The 19,580-nt window shown below is 56.1% G+C and carries 16 protein-coding genes and 1 tRNA gene; 8 read left to right on the top strand and 9 right to left on the bottom strand.

Features of this window, described 5'->3' with window-relative positions; all coding sequences use genetic code 11:
- Nucleotides 1-97 precede the first annotated feature (97 nt).
- The 4 genes from DOP62_RS10780 to wecB all read left to right on the top strand — a co-directional run bounded on the left by DOP62_RS10780 (nt 98) and on the right by wecB (nt 3,373).
- A complete protein-coding gene (locus DOP62_RS10780; RefSeq protein WP_208674708.1) occupies nt 98-829 on the top strand; it encodes a TerC family protein in 732 nt (243 codons plus the stop codon).
- Nucleotides 830-837: 8 nt separating this feature from the next.
- Nucleotides 838-1,221 (top strand): DUF6464 family protein, encoded by a 384-nt coding sequence (locus tag DOP62_RS10775; protein ID WP_208674706.1) that lies wholly within the window; start codon nt 838-840, stop codon nt 1,219-1,221.
- A gap of 539 nt (nt 1,222-1,760) precedes the next feature.
- A complete protein-coding gene (locus tag DOP62_RS10770; protein WP_208674703.1) occupies nt 1,761-2,132 on the top strand; it encodes a hypothetical protein in 372 nt (123 codons plus the stop codon).
- 122 nt (nt 2,133-2,254) lie between these two features.
- Nucleotides 2,255-3,373, top strand: coding sequence for a non-hydrolyzing UDP-N-acetylglucosamine 2-epimerase (gene wecB / locus DOP62_RS10765; RefSeq protein ID WP_208674701.1), 1,119 nt, complete (start codon nt 2,255-2,257; stop codon nt 3,371-3,373).
- Here wecB and DOP62_RS10760 read toward each other — a convergent pair.
- A complete protein-coding gene (locus tag DOP62_RS10760) occupies nt 3,370-4,722 on the bottom strand; it encodes an efflux RND transporter periplasmic adaptor subunit (RefSeq protein WP_370538790.1) in 1,353 nt (450 codons plus the stop codon). The genes wecB and DOP62_RS10760 overlap by 4 nt on opposite strands.
- Nucleotides 4,723-4,781: 59 nt before the next feature.
- On the opposite strand from DOP62_RS10760, the gene ychF reads away from it, so the two are divergent.
- A complete protein-coding gene (gene ychF / locus DOP62_RS10755) occupies nt 4,782-5,873 on the top strand; it encodes a redox-regulated ATPase YchF (RefSeq protein ID WP_208674699.1) in 1,092 nt (363 codons plus the stop codon).
- 269 nt (nt 5,874-6,142) lie between these two features.
- Here the strand turns inward: ychF and ftsH3 are convergent, their stop codons facing one another.
- The 4 genes from ftsH3 to DOP62_RS10735 all read right to left on the bottom strand — a co-directional run bounded on the left by ftsH3 (nt 6,143) and on the right by DOP62_RS10735 (nt 12,429).
- Complete coding sequence (gene ftsH3, locus DOP62_RS10750; RefSeq protein WP_275937694.1) at nt 6,143-7,984, bottom strand: ATP-dependent zinc metalloprotease FtsH3; 1,842 nt, start codon at nt 7,982-7,984, stop codon at nt 6,143-6,145.
- A 106-nt stretch (nt 7,985-8,090) separates the two neighbouring features.
- Nucleotides 8,091-10,109 (bottom strand): caspase family protein, encoded by a 2,019-nt coding sequence (locus tag DOP62_RS10745; protein WP_261789904.1) that lies wholly within the window; start codon nt 10,107-10,109, stop codon nt 8,091-8,093.
- A gap of 145 nt (nt 10,110-10,254) precedes the next feature.
- On the bottom strand, nt 10,255-11,442 hold the full coding sequence (sat, locus tag DOP62_RS10740; RefSeq protein ID WP_208674693.1) for a sulfate adenylyltransferase: 1,188 nt from the start codon (nt 11,440-11,442) through the stop codon (nt 10,255-10,257).
- Nucleotides 11,443-11,595: 153 nt separating this feature from the next.
- Nucleotides 11,596-12,429, bottom strand: coding sequence for a photosystem II manganese-stabilizing polypeptide (locus DOP62_RS10735; protein ID WP_208674691.1), 834 nt, complete (start codon nt 12,427-12,429; stop codon nt 11,596-11,598).
- A 297-nt stretch (nt 12,430-12,726) separates the two neighbouring features.
- Here DOP62_RS10735 and DOP62_RS10730 point away from each other — a divergent pair, with 297 nt between their 5' ends.
- A complete protein-coding gene (locus tag DOP62_RS10730; RefSeq protein ID WP_208674689.1) occupies nt 12,727-13,065 on the top strand; it encodes a hypothetical protein in 339 nt (112 codons plus the stop codon).
- Here the strand turns inward: DOP62_RS10730 and coaBC are convergent.
- Both coaBC and isiD read right to left on the bottom strand, forming a co-directional pair.
- Nucleotides 13,062-14,288 carry a bifunctional phosphopantothenoylcysteine decarboxylase/phosphopantothenate--cysteine ligase CoaBC gene (coaBC, locus tag DOP62_RS10725; RefSeq protein WP_208674687.1) on the bottom strand — a complete coding sequence of 409 codons (1,227 nt, stop codon included), beginning with the start codon at nt 14,286-14,288 and terminating at the stop codon, nt 13,062-13,064. The two genes, DOP62_RS10730 and coaBC, sit on opposite strands and share 4 nt — an antisense overlap.
- 3 nt (nt 14,289-14,291) lie before the next feature.
- The gene (isiD, locus tag DOP62_RS10720) at nt 14,292-14,510 is read right to left on the bottom strand and encodes a protein IsiD (RefSeq protein WP_208674685.1); all 219 of its coding nucleotides are present in this window, start codon (nt 14,508-14,510) and stop codon (nt 14,292-14,294) included.
- Nucleotides 14,511-14,589: 79 nt separating this feature from the next.
- Between isiD and DOP62_RS10715 the strand changes: the two genes are divergently transcribed.
- A tRNA-Ala gene (locus tag DOP62_RS10715) sits at nt 14,590-14,662 on the top strand.
- 18 nt (nt 14,663-14,680) lie between these two features.
- Here DOP62_RS10715 and DOP62_RS10710 read toward each other — a convergent pair.
- Nucleotides 14,681-15,817 carry a quinone-dependent dihydroorotate dehydrogenase gene (locus DOP62_RS10710; RefSeq protein WP_208674684.1) on the bottom strand — a complete coding sequence of 379 codons (1,137 nt, stop codon included), beginning with the start codon at nt 15,815-15,817 and terminating at the stop codon, nt 14,681-14,683.
- An 8-nt stretch (nt 15,818-15,825) separates the two neighbouring features.
- A complete protein-coding gene (secA, locus tag DOP62_RS10705; protein ID WP_208674683.1) occupies nt 15,826-18,672 on the bottom strand; it encodes a preprotein translocase subunit SecA in 2,847 nt (948 codons plus the stop codon).
- A gap of 193 nt (nt 18,673-18,865) precedes the next feature.
- Here secA and DOP62_RS10700 point away from each other — a divergent pair, with 193 nt between their 5' ends.
- Complete coding sequence (locus DOP62_RS10700; RefSeq protein WP_208674682.1) at nt 18,866-19,399, top strand: hypothetical protein; 534 nt, start codon at nt 18,866-18,868, stop codon at nt 19,397-19,399.
- Nucleotides 19,400-19,580 lie beyond the last annotated feature (181 nt).

The raw sequence follows: 19,580 nt of genomic DNA, 5'->3' as shown, positions 1-19,580 counted from the left end.
CTGCACTTGGGCTGCCCTCGCCCGCTCAGCAGACTGGGCTAGAATTTAGGCCTACTCTCGCCTTGGATGCTGGCTGCTTCGGCAATCACCCTTGATCATGCTCACTGAATTGTTCGGAACCCCACACTTTAGTAGTGACTTATTGCTACTGCTGCCGCTACTCGTGGTTTTGGAAGCCGTCTTGTCTGCAGACAATGCGGTGGCTTTGGCTGCGATCGCGCGCGGGATCGAGAATCCAGAGCAGCAACGGAAAGCCCTGAATCTGGGCTTGGTGGTGGCCTATGTCCTGCGGATGCTGTTGATTTTGACAGCTTCTTGGGTCACTCAGTTTCAACTGGCAGAGTTGGCCGGTGCCCTCTATTTGTTGTGGCTGGCTTTTAACTACTTCCGGCCTGACAGTAGTGATACGGATGAGGGAAAGCACCATCACCGCTTCACGAGTCTTTGGGCTGCCATCCCTACGATCGCACTGACTGACCTAGCGTTCTCCTTAGATAGTGTGACGACCGCGATCGCGGTTTCGCGAGAAACTTGGTTAGTTCTGTTGGGCGGCACGATTGGCGTGATTACCCTGCGCTTCTTGGCAGGCTTGTTCATCCGTTGGTTGAAGGAATACGACAACCTCGAGTCAGCCGGTTACGGTGCAGTAGCGCTTGTCGGTTTGCGCCTGTTGGTGCGATCGATCAATGAATCCTTGACGCCCCCAGAATGGGTAATGGTCAGCTGCATTGCCATTTTGTTTATCTGGGGATTCTCCAAAAAGACTCTGCCCCTCGTCGCTGAACCTGAGGAAGCGGTAGAAGTCACGAAAGATCCTCTCAGTCTCTAGTTGCAGTCATGACAGAACTTTGGCTGCATGCCGGTCTGCCCACGGATGTTTTCCTTGCCAAGAATCAGCAACACCTCGGCTCGCTGCAGCTGGACTGGCTTCCGCAGCCGGGTAGCCATGTTGAAGTTGCCGATCGCACCTATGCCGTCTTAGAGCGTCGTCACCGCTACCAATATCGAGCGGGAGCCTATCGCCTCAGTCAGATGTCGCTCTACGTTCAGGCAGCTGCCCGCCCGAATGAGCGCAGTTTCTGGCAGGGACGCTGGGTGATTGGTGATAGTAGCTGTCTCTACAACGCCCATTCAGAACTGTTGCGCTGTGCCGTTCATCCCGAAGGGCCTTGTGCGGGTTGCCGCAGCTATGAAGCGCGATCGCCTGAAACCAATATCTGAACGCTCTGATCAGGCCGCTCCTGTTCTCTTCAGACGCTGACGCTCGATGACTCCAGCAGTGATTCGGCAGTGCTTCTAGGCAACTGGAGAGGTTGATAGCAATGAGTCCCGAGCGATCGCCAACTGAGAGCGATCGCCGGAGAAATCTGAGAATTGTCGTAACATCATTTTCTTTCCGAAAGAAATATTTATTCTGCTCAGATCCAGACTTCCTAAAAGATAACGTCAGAGCCTATTTCAGGCATTTGAAGCATCTGCAAAACTATTCCAAAAACAAGTCTAAATACCAAGCCACAACAAGGTTATGAGGGTCTACTAGTGGTGTCTGTGTATTTATACTTAGGTGATTTTGCGGAGTTTGCCTGAGTGGATTGGACTAGGAATTTATACTGAATCGCCACGGATTAACTGACGCTAAAACAAACTTTTGTGAACAGTGTTCATAATCCTAAAATTCATCTCTTAGGATGTGTCCAAGCCTGCAGCCATCCCGCAGGCAAAGCTTTCTCACCTATCACGACTGTTCAGGAGCTAGGGTCATGGTCGCAGCTCAGCTGTCCGTCCCCGCACGGGGTTCGCAATTCTGGATTCGGGGCTTTTTGCTCTGGATGTTTACCTTCTTGGTCTGCTTCCTGGTCGTGGGCTTTCCGGCAGTGGTCGTCCTAACTGCGATCGCCGCCTTGGCATCGGTGGTGTTGCAAGCAGTGATGCCTATCAGTGCAGTTTTACTGGTCAGCGGCTTAGTCTTCGGTGGTTTGATCCTCGGTAGTGTGATCCCGTCAGCGCTCCTAACCTTGCGCGGCGTGCATCCTCAAGAGGTCACTTGGTTGCCTTGGTTGAATGGCAACACTGAAATCACGGTGACTTCGCGATTTGCCGCTTGCCCTTTGACTTGCGAGCTCGATAGCTAAGTCAATTCAGCGTTCTCTAGGGTGTCTTTCAGGTTTGAATCCCGGTCGTAAAGGCCGGGTTTTTTGTGGGGATGTTGCGGCAGCGATCGCTATAGGATGGGTGGGTCGATCCTGTACCGGCCATGACTCAGGCTCCGATTCGCGTCTGCATCACCTTAGGCACTCGCCCCGAAGCGATTAAGTTGGCGCCGGTGATTCGAGCCTTTCAGCAGGACCCCGCTTTTCAAACGCAGGTGGTGCTGACGGGGCAACACCGCGAAATGGTCGAGCAAGTGATGCACCTGTTTGATCTGCAAGCCGATCGCGACTTGGCGATCATGCAGCCGCGGCAAACCCTGACCAGCATCACCAGCCGCAGTTTGGAAGGTCTCGAAAAACTGTTCCAAGAGTTAGAGCCGCAATTGGTGTTGGTTCAAGGCGACACGACCACCGCCTTTGCAGCAGCCTTGGCCGCCTTCTATCAAAAACTTCCCGTTGGTCACGTCGAAGCTGGGCTACGTACCGACAACCTTTTTAATCCCTATCCCGAAGAAGCTAACCGGCGGCTGATTTCGCAAATTGCTCAGTTGCACTTTGCCCCAACGCCGCTTGCTGTCGACAACCTGAGGGCTTCGGGGGTCGTCGGTGAAGTCCATCTGACTGGCAACACGGTGATCGATGCATTGCTGACGGTGGCCGATCGCCAGCCCGACTGCCCGATCGCCGGTTTAGATTGGTCGCGCTATCGAGTGCTATTGGCAACGGTGCATCGTCGTGAAAATTGGGGCGAACCCCTGCAGGACATTGCCCAAGGTTTCTTGTCGATCCTCGAAGCCGCGCCGGATGCCGCATTGCTGCTGCCGCTACACCGCAACCCCACGGTGCGAGAACCGCTGCAAGCGCTGCTGGGTCAACATCCTCGCGTCTTTTTGACTGAGCCGTTGGACTACAGCGAATTGGTCGGAGCGATTCAGCGATCGACCTTGCTGCTCACAGACTCCGGTGGCTTGCAGGAAGAAGCCCCCAGTTTGGGTAAGCCAGTTTTGGTTCTGCGCGAAACGACGGAACGTCCCGAAGCGGTGACAGCAGGCACAGCCAAATTGATTGGCACTCAATCCGATCGCATTGCCCAAGAAGCCCTAACGCTACTCCAAGATCCGGCAACCTATGCCGCCATGGCGAATGCTGCTAACCCCTTTGGCGATGGTCAGGCGTCTGGTCGGATTGTGCAGCTCAGTCGCCAGTTTTTGGGATTGGCTTAGCGATCGCTGGTTTCAGGGTTCCAAGTTTGCCCCGGTGGCAGGTCAATAAAGATCCGTTCGTCGCGCTGCAGCCCTTGCAGAATTTGGGTTTCGTTGCCTACGGCAGCCCCGAGAGTGACTGGCCGAAATTCAGGTTTGCCCGCTGAATCTGGAATCAATACGCCACTTTTGCCCTCACGGGTGACGATCGCAACGGTGGGAATCACCAACGCTTGGGGCAGCGATCGCCCGATGAAATCTAAGTCTGCATTCATGCCCGATCCCAGCTGGTTCTGGCCAGTCTGTAGGGCCACGCGGACCTGGAAGGAAGTGACGTTTTGCTCTTCCACAGCTTCTGGTGCAACGAGACGCACTTTGCCCTCAAACGTCTCGGCTGGAAAGGCATCAACCCGCACTTGCACCGACTGGCCGACGCGAATGCGGCTGATATCAACTTCAGGCACCTGCGCCAGAACTTCTAGCCCTTCGGCTAGGGCGACGATCGAGGTGGAAGTGGCGCTTGCGGTAGCGGAGGCAGAGGTCGTTGGCGTGACAAACGCACCAGGGTCGGCGTAGCGCTGGGTGATGATGCCAGCGAAAGGTGCCCGGATTTCGGTGTCGGCTAACTGTACTTCCACCGCTTGCAGGCGACCGATCGCTTCCCCGACGCGGGCTTCAGCCTGCTGAATGGTTTCAGGGCGGGGGCCATTTTGCAGTTCTTGCAAACGCCGTTCCGTTTCCCGCAGCCGCCCGATTGCCTGCTGGAGAGCGGCATCGGTTTCCGCCGCATCCGTCAAGGCACGATCAAAGGTTTGGCGGGCGATCGCCCCTTCTCCCACCAGGGCTTCCTGCCGTTTCAATTCTTGCTGGGCTAAGGCTCGACGAGCAGCAGCCTGTTGAGCAGCAGCCTGGGCTTGGCGAACGGATTCACGGGCTTGCTCCAAGACTTCAGGCCGCGTGCCATTGCGTAGTTCTTGTAGTTGGGCTTGGGCCGCTGCCAGAGAAGCTCGCGCCTGAGTTTGCTGGGCACGGAGATCGCGGTTGTCCATACGGGCGATCAATTGCCCCTGCTCCACCCGCTGCCCCTGCTCTACCAACACTTCTACTAAGAGGCCAGCGGTTTTGGGGCTGAGGTTAACGGTCCGGACCGGGACAATGCTGCCACTGGCCGTCACAGTTTCCTGTAGCGTTTCAACCTTGACTGGGACGGTGTAGCGATCGAGAACAGCTTCACTGGCGCGCGATCGCAGCAGCCACCACACACCTGTTCCACTGCCGATCACCGCGATCGCAATCAGAGTCAGCACCCACGGGTGAACCTGCCGAATTGGCTCCAGCCATTTCACTTTCATGGGTGTTGAGGAAGTCATGCGAGAAATTCTGATTCTAACGAGAGAGGGGAGAGCAGCAGCGCGGTAAAGTAGATGCCATGCTTAGAGCCGGTATTGTTGGCCTACCCAATGTAGGCAAATCCACGTTGTTCAACGCGCTTGTGGCCAACGCGAAGGCCCAAGCCGCTAATTTTCCGTTCTGTACGATTGAGCCAAACGTCGGGGTTGTGGCCGTGCCGGATGCTCGGCTGGCTGCTCTGACGACGATCTCCAGCTCTGAACAGACGGTGCCCACGCGCATCGAGTTTGTCGATATCGCGGGCTTAGTCAAAGGGGCAAGCCAAGGCGAAGGGCTGGGTAACCAGTTCCTCTCGCACATTCGCCAAGTCGATGCCATCGTTCAGGTGGTGCGCTGCTTTGATGATGACGACATCATCCACGTGGCGGGTTCCGTCGATCCTGCACGGGACATCGAAATCATCAACCTCGAACTTGCCCTCGCCGATTTGGGTCAGATTGAGCGCCGCATAGAGCGTCTGCGTAAGCAAGCCCGTACCAATAAGGAAGCAGCAGCCGAACTCGCTGTACTGGAGCGCTTGCAACCCCACCTAGACGCAGGCAAATCAGTACGGCAGTTTGAACTGACGGAAGAAGAGGAAGCGCTGATTGCGCCCTTGGATCTGCTGACACGCAAACCGTTGATCTACGGTGCCAATGTCTCAGAAGGCGAGCTAGCAACCGGCAATGATTATGTGGAGCAGGTGCGATCGCTAGCTGCTGCTGAAAATGCGCAGGTGGTGATCATCTCGGCGCAAGTCGAAGCAGAGCTGGTGGAACTGCCGGAGGAAGAGCGGGCGGATTACCTTGCTTCGCTGGGGGTGGAAGAAGGTGGCTTGCAATCCTTGATTCGGGCGACCTATGCGCTGCTCGGTCTGCGCACCTACTTCACGACGGGGCCGAAAGAAACTCGCGCTTGGACGATTCGCGCTGGCATGACGGCACCGCAAGCAGCGGGCGTCATTCACTCAGATTTTGAGCGCGGCTTCATCCGGGCAGAAACTGTGGCCTACGCTGACCTTGTTTCCACAGGCTCGATGACGGCAGCCAAAGAAAAAGGTCTGGTGCGTAGTGAAGGCAAGGAGTATGTCGTTCAAGAGGGGGATGTAATGCTCTTCCGCTTCAACGTGTAGCGATCGCTCAATATCCCCTGACTCTCTGACCCTCTACTCTTTGTCGGTGGAGGGTTTTCAATTACGTCACAACAGTCGCGATCGCCTTTCCCTAGCCTCCCAGAGCAATTGAGGCTTTCTGACGACAACATCCAATATTCGTCGCCCTCCACCCATTGAACTAACGGCACCAGCAACAACTCCTACCCGCCCATTGCCAAGCGATCACAGCGGAACACAAAAAAGGGAGCCCCACAGGACTCCCGTTCAAGCAGTGATTGAATCAGTGCTTAGGCGATCGCGGCCATCCGCACTTCATTGTTGTTGAGCAGGTCTTGCAGTTCTTCTGCATCGACCGTTTCTTTCTCAACCAGCATCTTGGCAAGCTGATCCAGAATCGAACGGTTTTCGACGAGCACTTGCTTGGCACGATGGTAGGCCGTATCGACCAACTGACGCACTTCGTCGTCAATCGTGGCAGCAGTATCTTCCGAGAAGTCCCGCTCTGCAGCAATATCGCGACCGAGGAACATGTTGCCTTGCTGGCGACCGAGGGCGACAGGGCCAAGGCGATCGCTCATCCCGAAACGAGTCACCATCTGACGGGCCACGCGAGCCACCTGCTGCAAGTCGTTAGAAGCACCAGTGGTCACTTCTTCTTCACCGAAGACGATCTCTTCCGCCAAACGGCCGCCGAGGGCAACCGCCATTTGGTTTTGCAGATAGGTGCGGGAGTAGAGACCCGATTCCATCCGCTCTTCGCTAGGGGTGAACCAGGTCAGACCACCGGCACGTCCGCGCGGGATGATGCTGATTTTTTGGACAGGGTCGTAGTCGGGCATCAAGGCACCGACCAGGGCGTGACCCGCCTCGTGGTAAGCCACCAAGACCTTACGTTTTTCGCTCATGACGCGGTCTTTCTTCTCGGGGCCGGCCAAGACGCGATCGATCGCATCGTTGACTTCATCCATCGAGATCTCAGCCAAGCTGCGGCGAGCTGCCAGAATGGCTGCTTCGTTCAACAGGTTAGACAGGTCAGCACCGGTGAAGCCAGGTGTCCGACGCGCGATTTTGTCGAGGTCAATATCTTTGCTGAGGCTCTTGCCGCGAGCATGAACGCGCAGGATTTCCAGACGACCGTTGTAGTCAGGGCGATCGACCACCACTTGGCGATCGAAACGACCGGGACGCATCAAGGCCGCATCTAAGACGTCGGGACGGTTGGTTGCCGCAACGATGATGATGCCGCTGTTGCCCTCAAAGCCATCCATTTCGGTCAGCAACTGGTTGAGGGTTTGTTCGCGCTCATCATTGCCACCGCCAAGACCAGCACCGCGCTGGCGGCCAACAGCGTCGATCTCGTCGATGAAGACGATGCAAGGAGCGCTCGCTTTTGCTTGTTCAAACAGGTCGCGGACACGGCTAGCGCCGACACCGACGAACATTTCCACAAACTCAGAGCCAGAGATGCTGAAGAAGGGCACGCCCGCTTCGCCAGCCACGGCTTTCGCCAGCAGAGTTTTACCGGTACCCGGAGGGCCAACCAGCAGCACGCCTTTGGGAATTTGAGCACCGACGGCGGTGAAGCGATCGGCATTTTTGAGGAAGTCAACGACTTCGGTCAGCTCCAATTTGGCCTGATCAATCCCAGCCACATCGTTAAAGGTGACTTGGGTTTGGGGCTCCATTTGGACGCGCGCTTTGCTCTTGCCAAAGTTCATCGCCTGGTTGCCAGGGCCACCTTGGGCACGGCGCAGGATGAAGAACAGACCGACGAGCAAGAGAATTGGGAAGAAGAGGCTGCTCAGAGCCCGCAGCCAAACGCTGTCTTGGTTCTGAGGACGAACGGAGATATCAACGTTGTTATCGGTCAGAATCTTCAGCAACTGCGGGTCGTTGGGAAGATTGACCTGCACTTTGTCGCCGTCTTCGGCTTGAACCAGCGCCGAACTGCGATCGGGGCTGAGGATAACCTTAGCGACTTGCTTGTTTTCCACGCGCTGGACAAACTCGCTGTAGCGCCAGGTCGCCACGGTTTCCGTCCCGCGTTGATCCAGTAAAGCGGTCCCCAAAGCGATCACCACGATCGCTAGTAGCGCATAGAGGCCGGCATTTTTCCATCGTTTCTTCACAGGGGCCAATCCTCCTTGGATCGTCTCGGCGGATGTAAAGGGGCTAACTCGTCAGTGTAACGAGGGGAAGTGTTAATTAATATTAACTACTTTCAGAAAAGTCGGATCAGCTTTGTTGCCAAGCGATCGCCAAAGTTGCCCAAAGCGATAGCGGTAACAATAGATCTCCACTTGTTGAGACTCCTTCATTGGGGCTAGCAGCTTGCAAATCAGCCATCAGCGCTTCGAGGAGCTGACTCGGATTTTCCAACGGCTGGAATAGTCCGGTGGCAGTCGATTGCAGCTTGGTCATCACCTGACGACACTGCAATAGTGGTGCCGCACTGGCGATCGCCCAGACCACACCACTGGCAACCCCCGGAATGGCCAGCTCGCTTGTCAAGGTCATCTCCTGTCCAGCTCCTAGCATGATTGCCGGTAAGACCGGCATCGTTTCTGCCTCGGCTTCAGCTTCTTCTGAAGGAGCCACAGCTGCAGGCCAGCCCCAAACCCACCAGCGACCTTGGCGATCTTCTAGGAGCAGCAGCAGTTCCGCTGTGCGATCGCTATAGCTACGCAAACTCCAAGACTGAGTGGTAGTCGTGACCGGGACGATCGCCGCGTCTGAACCCGGATTGGGGAGAGGTACCGATGTGGTTTGGCGCTGGGCTAATTGCTTTTTGCGATCGCCCGATCGCCAACTCCAGCGCAGAGGAAAACTTTCGGGCCCATCATTGTGGAGCTGGCTGAGACGCTGCCTCGCTTGCCAAAGCGGTAATTGCTGCTTGAGGGCATGGCCAAGATCTTTGAGGGTTTTGCCCGTGCACTGCAACTGATCACGCCGCTGGGCATCCACCAAGCGATAGCCATCGCGATCGCTATGGAGGAGAATCCCCTGGCAAGCACTATCCAGCGCCGAGGCTGTGGTTACGGTTGGCAGCGTTGAAAGGGCACTCGCGAGATCAACCCGTTCAATTCGCTCAATTTCTGGGGAACAACCGAGGACGATCGCAGGCGCTGCCGGCAAATGACGCACCGCCTCCTGCAGAACTGTGCCCGGTTCTAAACTCAGTCCTGACCGGGGCGATCGCAAACTAATCTGGCGATCGCGCTGATCAACCACCGTTAGCAGCGCCCCTTGAGGACTGCGCAACTGACTGCCAATTGCTTCTGGGGACTGTAGCCTTGCTTCAAAACTGACTGCTTGAACCATCTCAGCGTTGCGATCGCGCACCTGCGCTGCTCCGGCTGTCGGTCGACTCAGCTCCGTATGTCCTTTCCAACTACCCAGCCGTTCGATCACCTGCCCTCGTTCCAGCGCGATCGCATTGGCCAAGCGTTGGCTGATCGATGCATGGTCGGTCGTTGATCCTAGCCAAGCCTGCTCTAACAAGCATTGGGTCAATAGTCCGCGAGGCCCACTACGGCTCGGGATTTCAGGACTCGCCGCCTGCCCATTGGCGAGCAAAACTGGCAAAGGCCAGCCTGTCGAAGCCGATCGGTTTCTCTGACTGACGCGTCGCCGCAGTTGCTCTTGTACCAGCTTTGCTTCCGGCGATAACTGCTCGGCAGTCGCAGTCGGCAAACCTCGCATGAAAAAGCGATCGCTAGGGCGATCGGGCGGGCCAAAACCAGCATCGAGACTCACCCAGCCCCGCGTCGTTGTCAAACTCTGCAGGAGCAGTTGCAGGGTCTGAAGGCTCAAATCGTTTAGCTCAGGGGCAGTTGCGGCTCGACTGTCGTGCACAACCAGACTCAGCTCAGCGCGATCGCGACCTGCTGGTTGCCAGTGCCGACCATGGCTACTGATGTGCAGAAAGACAACATCTTCAGCACCAGCCTGCCCCAAGTGATCCAAGATGGCGGACTCAATGCCGTGCCGTGTCGCTTGCTCTTGAGTCAGGATCAGGATGTCATTGGGTGCAAACTGGAAGCCCTCAACGAGTAATGCCGCTAGCTGCTGGACATCCTGCACTGCACCGTACAGCGGCGGAATGCTATCTGATTGAAATTGATTGATGCCGACTAGTAACGCCAAACGACGTTGCGCGGGTGCTGCTAGCAGCGGGAGTGGCTGCCCCAGAATCTGACCGCCCAGCCACAACAGACCACCCGTTTGTAATAGCTGTCGCCGCGTCCATGCCATTCTCTGCCCCCAGCCCTCAACCATCCTAGACCGGCAAGTTGAGTGTTTTCGCGGATTGATATCCCGCTGTCGTCAATCCTGAGGGCCGGACACATGGTGGTTAAATCCAGTCCCAACCCTCAGATATCGTGCTGCAACCGTGGGGTTAGACAGCAGCTACTTCACTGTCGCTGCGCATTGCCCGAATCAACTCAGCAGCTACCTCAGGACGCGAGAATTCCGGCGGGGGAAGCTCGCCCTTGCGCAGCAGTTCGCGGACTTTGGTCCCCGAGAGGTGAATACGCTCTTCAGGACTGCTGGGACTGGTTTTGGTCGAGGCCATCGACTGTGTGCGAGTGCAGTAGAAAGCGTGCTCAAACTTCATCGGGAGGATGCCGAGCTCTTCCGGCTTGAACTCGTCGAAGAGATGCTGAGCATCATAGGTGCCGTAGTAGTTGCCGACGCCCGCATGGTCACGACCCACGATGAAGTGGGTGCAGCCATAGTTTTTGCGAATCAGGGCATGGAAGATTGCTTCTCGCGGTCCGGCGTAACGCATCGCTGAGGGGTTAATCGCCAGAATGACGCGGTCCTGTGGGAAGTAGTGCTCCAACATGATTTCGTAGCAGCGCATCCGCACGTCTGCCGGAATATCATCCGACTTCGTGGCGCCTACCAACGGATGCAGGAACAAGCCATCCACGGTTTCCAATGCACATTTGATGATGTACTCGTGGGCCCGGTGGATAGGATTGCGGGTTTGGAAGCCAACGACTGTTTTCCAACCGCGATCGGCAAACTGCTGACGCGACACAATCGGGTCAATTTGGTAGCTCGGGAACAGCGGATGAGCGTCCCGCTGCAGCAACCAAATTGGGCCAGCTAGGTTGATTGGCCCTTGGGCATAGACCACTGCAACGCCGGGATGCTGCTCCTCATCGGTGCGGTAGACGTTGGTGGCTTCGTGGACTTTGTTGTAGCGATACTTCTGGGTCAGCTCCAGAACGCCCACAAAGCGACCTTGGGCATCATCCAAGCGAACCCAGCCACCCTCTTTCAGCGGTTCTGCAACTTCTTCGCTGACGGAGAGGGTAATGGGCACGGACCAGGGCAGGCCATTGGCCAAGCGCATATCGTCCACCACCGACTCGTAGTCGGCTTGGCCCATGAAGCCATTGAGCGGACTGAACCCCCCGATCGCAATCATGACAAGGTCAGAGAACGCCCGCTCATCTAATTGCACCCGCGGCAGATGATCCGCTTGGGCTAAAAATTCTTGGCGCTCAGCCGGGGTAGCAATCCGCTGAATCAGCTGGCCCCCATGGGGGGTAATTCCTGGAACAACTTGCGTCACGACATCTCTCCCAACGATTGATCCACCCAGACTGATCCGAGGTGAATGCCTAGAGTGCAGGCTTTCGATCCTAGTCCGAAGCGGGCACCCAACAAAAGAGCACTGAGCGATCGCCCAGTGCTCTTCATTAGGATTCAGCTAAGACCTTTCGCTCTAGGCATCAGCCGGTTCAATGCGGCCATAGAACTGGCCGACGAGCTTGACGTCAACCGCTTCTTTGCCGCCCATATCCGTATCCGAAGGCTGGATAGCCGTGAACACACCAGCAATCTCACCCGTTTCGCTGTCCACTTTCGAGACAGCCAAGGAGATTTCACCTTGACCAGTCACGAAACGCTTGACGTTTTCTTTGGTCAGGTCTTCCGCATCACCTGCCGAAGGAATCGCCACCGCGCTTTCGTAGCCCGTGGTCAGACCACGAGCTTTGGGATCAAGGAAGTTCGAGGTGCGGTAGGAAGGCACGCGATAGCCACCCCGCAAGTCGGTCGAGGTGTTGATGCTGTTGGTCGGCTCACTGGTGTTGGCCACAAGCCCTTTGACCGTGAACAGGAAGGGTACTTCTTCACCACCGGGCAGCAGAACCGTGATGGCTTGGAAGTCAATGCCACCTTTTTCGGTAAAGCTCAGGGTGCCATCAGCTTTCAGCGCGAGGTCACCATAGACCTGATCCAAGCTGGAGGTGTAGCGGGTCAGAACTTTACCCGGTACAAATTCTGCTTTTTGGCGCTTGTTGCCCGGTTCTTCTTTAACAAAGAACTCTTGGGGCTCGAGACACAGATCGGTCAGAGCGTATTTTTTACCTGCTTCCAAGGGGATGGTGCCCCGAGCAGTCTCTTTGAGGCTGAGGCACTTGTTGGCCAAGCCCGTATTTCTGATTTCCTCGTAAGTCAGTGTTCCTAAATCTGCTGCCGTCGGGCCGCTGCTGCAGGCGGTCAGAACTCCGAGGCAGACTGCCAAAAATGCAGCCAGAAACGCGCGATACCGCATATCAGTCCTCAACTGTCCGTATCAAACAACCCCGCCCTGCGCTCAGTAGCACCGACGGTTCGACCGTAGCGGCGGAGCCTCGGGGACTATTCGCTTGCCAACAACCAGCGTCAGCGATCGCAGAAGAACTCTCTGCAGCTGCCCTAGACATGGCCAGAGCGAATGGTATTGATATCCATCAATCAGCATCCAAGGATGCCTCTCAGAATTCTACACGTCAGGGTCCCGACACTTAAGGTTCTGTCTAGACTTAGCGGCAAGGTCCGCTAAAATCGACCCAATTTGGAAGGTCTAGGCATGAATTCGGGTCGTCGCTCCAGCCCCTCAGAGACTATCAGGATTGATCTGCTGCCGCTTGAGCAGCAGGTAAAGGCACTGACACAACAACTGGAAGGTGATGCCGAAGGACTCCTGAGCTTGCTACGCCTATTGGAATATCTCCATCGCGAGATTCAAGACGGTCCTTTTCGCAAGGCTTTGCCCACCGATCGCCAAGCCCTCTATGGCCTGTTACGCGATATGGAAACCGCCGGTGGTTGGCCCTATATCCCGCGTCTACAAATTCGGACTTTTCTAGAGTTGTTAGAAGCCGATCAGCCTTCCTTGAAATCTGAAAACTCTGACGCAAAAGCTTAAAGATTTTTAACAAAATCTAAGATGGCGTGGGCCAAGCTGAGTTTGCTACGGAACCCCAAGGGTTGGGATGAGCCATCGGGACGCAGCGCGATCGCGGCATTGGTCGCACTGCCAAAGCCTTGACCGGGTTGATCAACCGCATTAGCGATGATCGCATCGAGTCCTTTGCGCCGCAGTTTTGCGATCGCGGGTTCCAAAATCTCGCCGGTTTGGGCGGCAAATCCGATCAATTTTTGGTTGGGATGCCGCTGCTGACTGAGCTGAGCCGCAATATCAGGCAGCAGTTGTAGTGGCAGTGACGCCGGTAGTTCAGCCTTACTCAGCTTCTGATGGGAACGTAATTCTGGCCGGACATCACCCACGGCAGCTGCGAGTAACACCCAATCGGCTGATGGAGCAGCGACAGTCATTGCTTCAGCCAGTTCTTCGGTGCTGACTACCGCTTGGCGATCGAGGCTGGTTAACAGCCCCGGCTCGATGTTGGTCAGCGGTGCGTGAATCAGTTGGACTTGAGCGCCGCGATGTTGGGCTGCGATCGCCAGCATCACGCCCATACGTCCGCTGCTGGGATTACCGATAAAGCGCACCGGATCGAGAAACTCGCGAGTTCCACCGGCATTGACCAAAATCTTCAGTCCTTGCAGATCAGCCTTGCCCTTGGTCCAGAGCAGTGACTCCAGTGCCGCGAGGATAGCGATCGGCTCTGGGAGGCGACCACTACCAACGCGATCGCAGGCTAAACGGCCACTAGCGGGCTCTAGTCCCAAAACCTGATGCCGTGATCGCAGTGCTTGCCAGTTTTCTTGCACCACTGGCTGTAGCCACATATCTGTGTTCATGGCTGGTGCGAGCAACAGTGGCGCGGTCGTGGCTAGCACGGTATTAGTCAGCAGATTATCGGCTTGCCCGTAGCGCAGCTTCGCGAGGGTATTGGCGGTCAGCGGGGCAATGAGCATCACCTCCGCCCATTCACCCAGCTCAATGTGGAGCGGGCGACCGTGGCGAGCTGACCAAAAATCTGCGTCCGTATAGGCCGGATGACGGCAGAGATTACTGAAGGTTAGGGGCGAGACAAATTTCTCAGCGCCAGACGTCAGAATGACACGGACTTCAGCACCCGCTTGAGCCAGCTGCGACGCCACCTCACAGAGCTTGTAGGCCGCAATGCCACCGCAAACACCCAGCAGAATCCGCCGACCCGCAAAAGAGGCGATCGCAGTCACCGCTTAGGCCTCGTCAAATGCCTCAAGGTCGAGCAAATGGATGTAGTCATCCACTAACTCAGGCCGTTGAAAGGCGATCGCCCGCAGCAAATGCCAATCCTGGAGTCCTTCAAAGGGTGATTGGTAATCATCTGCTTCAAGCCGCGCTGCCAGAGCCGCTACCTCCGCCGGGGTCAGTTGCTCAATCTGTTCAGGCGAGAAGGATTGCACAGAACCTGTCATGGCACCGCTCCGCAAGGGCTGTCTCCAGTGTCCCACAGGGCGATCGAGCCCAGGCCAGTGTTATGATTCATTCCGAATCGGGGCTATAGCTCAGTTGGTAGAGCGTACGGATCGCACCCGTAAGGCCAGGGGTTCGAATCCCCTTAGCTCCATCGACTCACCTGTTTGAATTAAGAGTTGGCGTGTGCTGAGCCAACTGCCGCTGCAAGGTTTGGCAGGCCAGCCACATCGAGTCGCTCTAGTAAACCGCGCTGAATATCGGCAACAAGCAACGGCCCTTCATAGACCCAGCCCGTGTAAACCTGCACAAGACTCGCCCCAGCCGTAATCTTCTGCCAAGCGTCTTCTGCACTAAAAATGCCGCCGATACCAATAATCGGCAACTGTCCTTGAGTGGTGCGGTAGAGCAGCCGAATCACTTCCGTCGATCGCGATCGCAGGGGAGCACCGCTAATACCTCCCGCTTCTGTTGCTAGAGGTTCTCGCCGTCCCGGTAGATGGGCAACCGAGAGAAGGGACTTATCGATCGTCGTGTTGGTGGCGATGATGCCTGCCAACTGCTGACGCTGGGCGAGCTGGGCGATCGCGACAACCTCTTCGTCCGCCAAATCCGGCGCAATTTTCAAGAGGAGTGGCCGCTGATCTGTGTTCTCCGTCTGCAGAGCCGCCAGAATCGGCTCCAATTCCGTCACCGCTTGTAGCGATCGCAATCCGGGCGTATTCGGAGAGGAAACATTGACGACGAAGTAATCACCGAGCGATCGCAAAGTCCGGAAGCTGGTGACGTAGTCGGAAACCGCGCCACTCAGTGGCGTCAGCTTCGACTTGCCGAGGTTGATACCGATTGGAATCGATCGCTGTCCCTCGGGGAAGTAGCCGCGTAGCGTCTTCGCCAAGGCTTCTGCACCGGCATTGTTGAAGCCCATCCGGTTAAAAGCAGCCAAGTCTTGTGGGATGCGGAACAGGCGAGGCCGCGGATTTCCCGGTTGGGCTAAGGCGGTGACCGTGCCTAACTCGGCAAAGCCAAACCCAAGATCGGCCCAGAGCGGAGCAGCAACACCATCCTTATCAAACCCTGCAGCCAAGCCGACCGGCGTTGCAAAGGTCAAGCCCCAGAGGGACATAGCCAAGCGGGGATCTTGGAATCCGTAGGTCTGGCGGAGGTAGCGGCGAAATCCAAGGGCAAGGGGCGATCGCGATCGTGCCAGAGCTGCCAAGAACCCCAGCGCATTACGCGTCAGCCACTCAGGGTCAACGTTGAGTTGCGACAGCAAGAGCGGCCGCAGCAGCGGGCGATAGAAATCCACTGGCGGACCTAGACCACCTCAGCTTGTTGGCGAGCTTGGGGCTGCGGATCGAACATGAACATCGAGTAGATCACGTTGCGACGAATCGCCGTCATCATCTCCAAGAACAGCTCGTAGCCTTCGCTCTTGTACTCCAGCAGTGGATCTTTTTGCCCATAGCCCCGCAGACCGACGGATTCGCGCAAGGCTTCCATCGCCTGCAGATGCTCCCGCCAAAGCGTATCGATCTGCTGCAGGATGAAGTAGCGCTCAGCCTGTCGCATCAAGCCTGGCTGAATCTGATCGATCTGAGATTCCTTGAGATCGTAGGCAATCCGTAGTTGTTCGTGGAGGAAGATTTTGATCGCCTCAGGAGACAAGTCTTCCAGTTGTTTGGCCTCAAGGTCTGCGAGCAGATAGACAAACTGCTTGACCTTATCAACCAGTTTTTCCAGATCCCACTCTTCCGACGGCAAATCGACGTTGATGTGAGCATCAACGATTTCATCCATCGTCCGTTCGCCGTACTGAATCACCTGTTCTTTCAGCTCAAGCCCTTCCAGCACACGGCGGCGTTCAGCGTAGATGGCACGACGCTGATTATTCATCACCTCGTCGTACTCAAACACCTGCTTACGGATGTCGTAGTAGTAGGTCTCGACTTTTTTCTGAGCCCCTTCTAGCGATCGCGTCAGCATGCCTGATTCAATCGGCATGTCTTCTTCAACGCGGAAGGCATTCATCAGCTTGGCCACGCGATCGCCGCCAAAGATGCGTAGCAGGTTGTCTTCCAAACTCAGGAAGAAGCGCGTGGATCCAGGGTCTCCTTGGCGACCTGCCCGACCGCGCAATTGGTTATCGACCCGCCGCGACTCGTGGCGCTCCGTGCCAATCACATGCAGACCACCGAGTTCAACCACCTCGGCTTGCTCCTGCTTGGTGACGGCTTCGTATTCCTGGCGGACTTTCTGGTAGGCTTCCCGCAGTTTTTGAATCACCGGATCGTCCGTCGGCGCCTTCTCAGCCGCCGTGGCGATCTTGTCTTCGGCTGCCAGTTCCGACAGGCTATTGCCGCCGTAGGTTTTCACCCCGAGATCAACCGCTGCCTTCAGCAGTTTTTCGGCCTCAGAACTCAGTTCCGCCGGAAAAATATCCGACGACGCTTTCCAAGTTTTGCGCGGCTTTTGACCGTTGGGCGACCCAAAGCCTTGAGCAGCAGGGCGACCGCCATCTAAGCCAGCAACGCTGGCAATTCCAAAGTCATCATCCTCAAAGCTGACTAACTGCGGCATCCAGTACTCGCGCAGCTTCAGCCGTGCCATGTAGTCTGCGTTGCCACCCAAGATGATGTCAGTACCGCGACCCGCCATGTTGGTCGAAATCGTGACTGCACCTCGGCGACCGGCCTGAGCAACAATCTCTGCTTCGCGCTCCACGTTCTCGGGTTTCGCGTTGAGCAAGTTATGGGGGATTCCCTGCTCATTCAGCAGTTGCGACAGAAACTCCGATTTCTCAACGCTGGTCGTTCCCACTAGAACCGGACGGCCTTCCGTATGGAGTTCAGCACAGTCAGCCGCGATCGCCCGCCACTTGCCAATCTCAGTTTTGTAGACAACATCAGGCTGGTCCCGACGACGGCTGACCCGGTTGGTCGGCACCACCGTTACTTCGAGCTTGTAGGTCTTCTCAAATTCCAGCTCTTCTGTCTTCGCCGTACCGGTCATGCCCGACAGCTTGGGATAGAGCAGGAAGAAGTTTTGATAGGTGATCGAAGCGAGGGTTTGGGTTTCCGGCTGAATCTCGACGCCTTCTTTGGCTTCCACAGCTTGGTGCAAGCCATCGCTCCAGCGACGCCCCGGCATCACCCGACCGGTAAACTCATCGACGATGACGATCTCGCCACCGCGCACAATGTAGTTCACATCTTTAATGAATAGTTCTTTGGCCTTGATCGCATTGAAGATGAAATGCGCCCAAGGGTCATTGGAGTCGAAGAGGTCACTGACGCCCAGCAGTTGCTCAGCATTGATGAAGCCTTGGTCAGTCAGCAGGACGTTGCGACCTTTTTCATCGACTTCGTAGTCGCCATCCGGCTCTTCTTCGCTGTCCGTATTGGTCGATCGCTGCAGCATCGCAGCTACTTCTGACGCCCGCATATATTTTTCGCTGGGGCGATCGACTTGACCAGAAATAATCAGCGGTGTGCGGGCTTCATCGATCAGAATCGAGTCCACCTCATCGATCACAGCGTAGTTGAAGGGGCGCTGCACCACTTCTTCAATCACCGCCGCCATGTTGTCGCGCAGGTAATCAAAGCCAAGTTCGCTGTTGGTGGCGTAGGTGATGTCGCAGTTGTAGTTGCGGCGGCGCTCCTCTGGTGACATGCCTTGCTGGATCAGACCAACACTGAGACCAAGGAAGCGATGGACTTGTCCCATCCATTCCGCGTCGCGGCGGGCGAGGTAGTCGTTGACCGTGACGACGTGCGCACCTTTACCCGACAGCGCATTGAGGTAAGACGGCAGGGTGGCAACGAGGGTTTTCCCTTCACCCGTCTTCATCTCGGCAATCTGACCGTCGTGCAGAATCATGCCGCCGATCATCTGCACATCAAAGTGGCGCAGTCCCAGCACGCGTTTGCTGGCTTCGCGCATGACAGCGAAGGCTTCAGGTAGCAACTCTGCCAGCAATTCTTTTTCTGCAGCTGGCGAGTGGGAAACCTTGTCGAGCTTCTGGCGAAACTCAGCTGTTTTGGCAATCAAATCTTCGTCGGAGAGGGGTTCAATGTCCTCTTCCAACAGATTGATTTCGGTGACGAGGGGTTTGTACTTTTTGACTTTGCGGACGTTGGGATCGCCCAGCAGCAGATTCAGCATGGTGGCAGCGGTTAGGCGAAAAACAGGCGAGAACCCGCGCCGTAGCAAGTCTCTCGCCTATCCTATCACCGCATCTGAAGTGCTTGAAGACTCGGCGATCGCCTGCTCCACATTCCAGCCAGGGTGAATTCTCCTCTCCTCACTAGGACAGAGATTCGTTGGTTGACTCCAAGAGCAGAGGACTTGCTACTGCATGACACCTGCTGCCCCGATCGCGACTAAACTCCACTGCTCGCTTACCTGTAGCTTAGTTACAACTTTCGGTTTGGCTGCGGGCACCATTCCAAAAGTACAGAGAAAAGGGCAGATGAAATATAGTCCTCAGACAATTGCCTTGAGTATTGCTGGCGTGTTGTTTCTTGGCATGCTCACCTATGCCAGCGGCGAAAAAAGAAAGCTAGAAGCGCTGACGACTCAAAGAGCAGAAGCTCAAGCTGCGGCAGATGAAAAATCTAATGCAGAATTCCTTGCCAGCATCCCGACCTACTACCGCAGCGACTTTATGGGCACTTCTGTGGATAGAGGTGGCTGGGTTTACGCCAGCATGAAGTGCATGCTGATTGCCAAACCATCGATGCCTAATCTTGAAAGAGCGGCTGTTGCCAACGCAGCTCTTCGCAAACATGGCTTGCCATCCAACGCTTTGCTAGGCTCAGACGTGGCAGCCAAGGGCAATGAGATATTTGGCAAAATGAGCTGCAATCGCATCCTAAGCGCTGGCATCTAGTTAATTATCCCAACCCACTAGAAATCCCTTGATTCGCGCCTTGAAGTCTTCCATCTGGCCGTGCTAGACAGTTTTCTTTGGCATCTTTTGCTCCTGAGCTACAGCTGTCCGCAACTGTCGCAATGCGGGCTGTTCAAGGTCAATCTCCCGTTGCCTCGACTGCTGAACGGCGTTCTTCGGT

The sequence above is a fragment of the Synechococcus elongatus PCC 11801 genome, from assembly GCF_003846445.2.
Taxonomy (GTDB): domain Bacteria; phylum Cyanobacteriota; class Cyanobacteriia; order Synechococcales; family Synechococcaceae; genus Synechococcus; species Synechococcus elongatus_A.
The sequence above is the reverse complement of the archived record's forward strand: the minus strand, read 5'-3'. Positions and strand labels throughout refer to the sequence as shown.

Bases quoted from the DNA above. Each gene is read 5' to 3' on its own strand.
- secA (WP_208674683.1), bottom strand. From the start codon at position 18,672: ATGCTGAATCTGCTGCTGGGCGATCCCAACGTCCGCAAAGTCAAAAAG.
- DOP62_RS10775 (WP_208674706.1), top strand. From the start codon at position 838: ATGACAGAACTTTGGCTGCATGCCGGTCTGCCCACGGATGTTTTCCTT.
- DOP62_RS10700 (WP_208674682.1), top strand. From the start codon at position 18,866: ATGACACCTGCTGCCCCGATCGCGACTAAACTCCACTGCTCGCTTACC.
- wecB (WP_208674701.1), top strand. From the start codon at position 2,255: ATGACTCAGGCTCCGATTCGCGTCTGCATCACCTTAGGCACTCGCCCC.
- DOP62_RS10770 (WP_208674703.1), top strand. From the start codon at position 1,761: ATGGTCGCAGCTCAGCTGTCCGTCCCCGCACGGGGTTCGCAATTCTGG.
- ychF (WP_208674699.1), top strand. From the start codon at position 4,782: ATGCTTAGAGCCGGTATTGTTGGCCTACCCAATGTAGGCAAATCCACG.
- DOP62_RS10735 (WP_208674691.1), bottom strand. From the start codon at position 12,429: ATGCGGTATCGCGCGTTTCTGGCTGCATTTTTGGCAGTCTGCCTCGGA.
- DOP62_RS10760 (WP_370538790.1), bottom strand. From the start codon at position 4,722: ATGACTTCCTCAACACCCATGAAAGTGAAATGGCTGGAGCCAATTCGG.
- DOP62_RS10745 (WP_261789904.1), bottom strand. From the start codon at position 10,109: ATGGCATGGACGCGGCGACAGCTATTACAAACGGGTGGTCTGTTGTGG.
- DOP62_RS10730 (WP_208674689.1), top strand. From the start codon at position 12,727: ATGAATTCGGGTCGTCGCTCCAGCCCCTCAGAGACTATCAGGATTGAT.
- DOP62_RS10780 (WP_208674708.1), top strand. From the start codon at position 98: ATGCTCACTGAATTGTTCGGAACCCCACACTTTAGTAGTGACTTATTG.
- isiD (WP_208674685.1), bottom strand. From the start codon at position 14,510: ATGACAGGTTCTGTGCAATCCTTCTCGCCTGAACAGATTGAGCAACTG.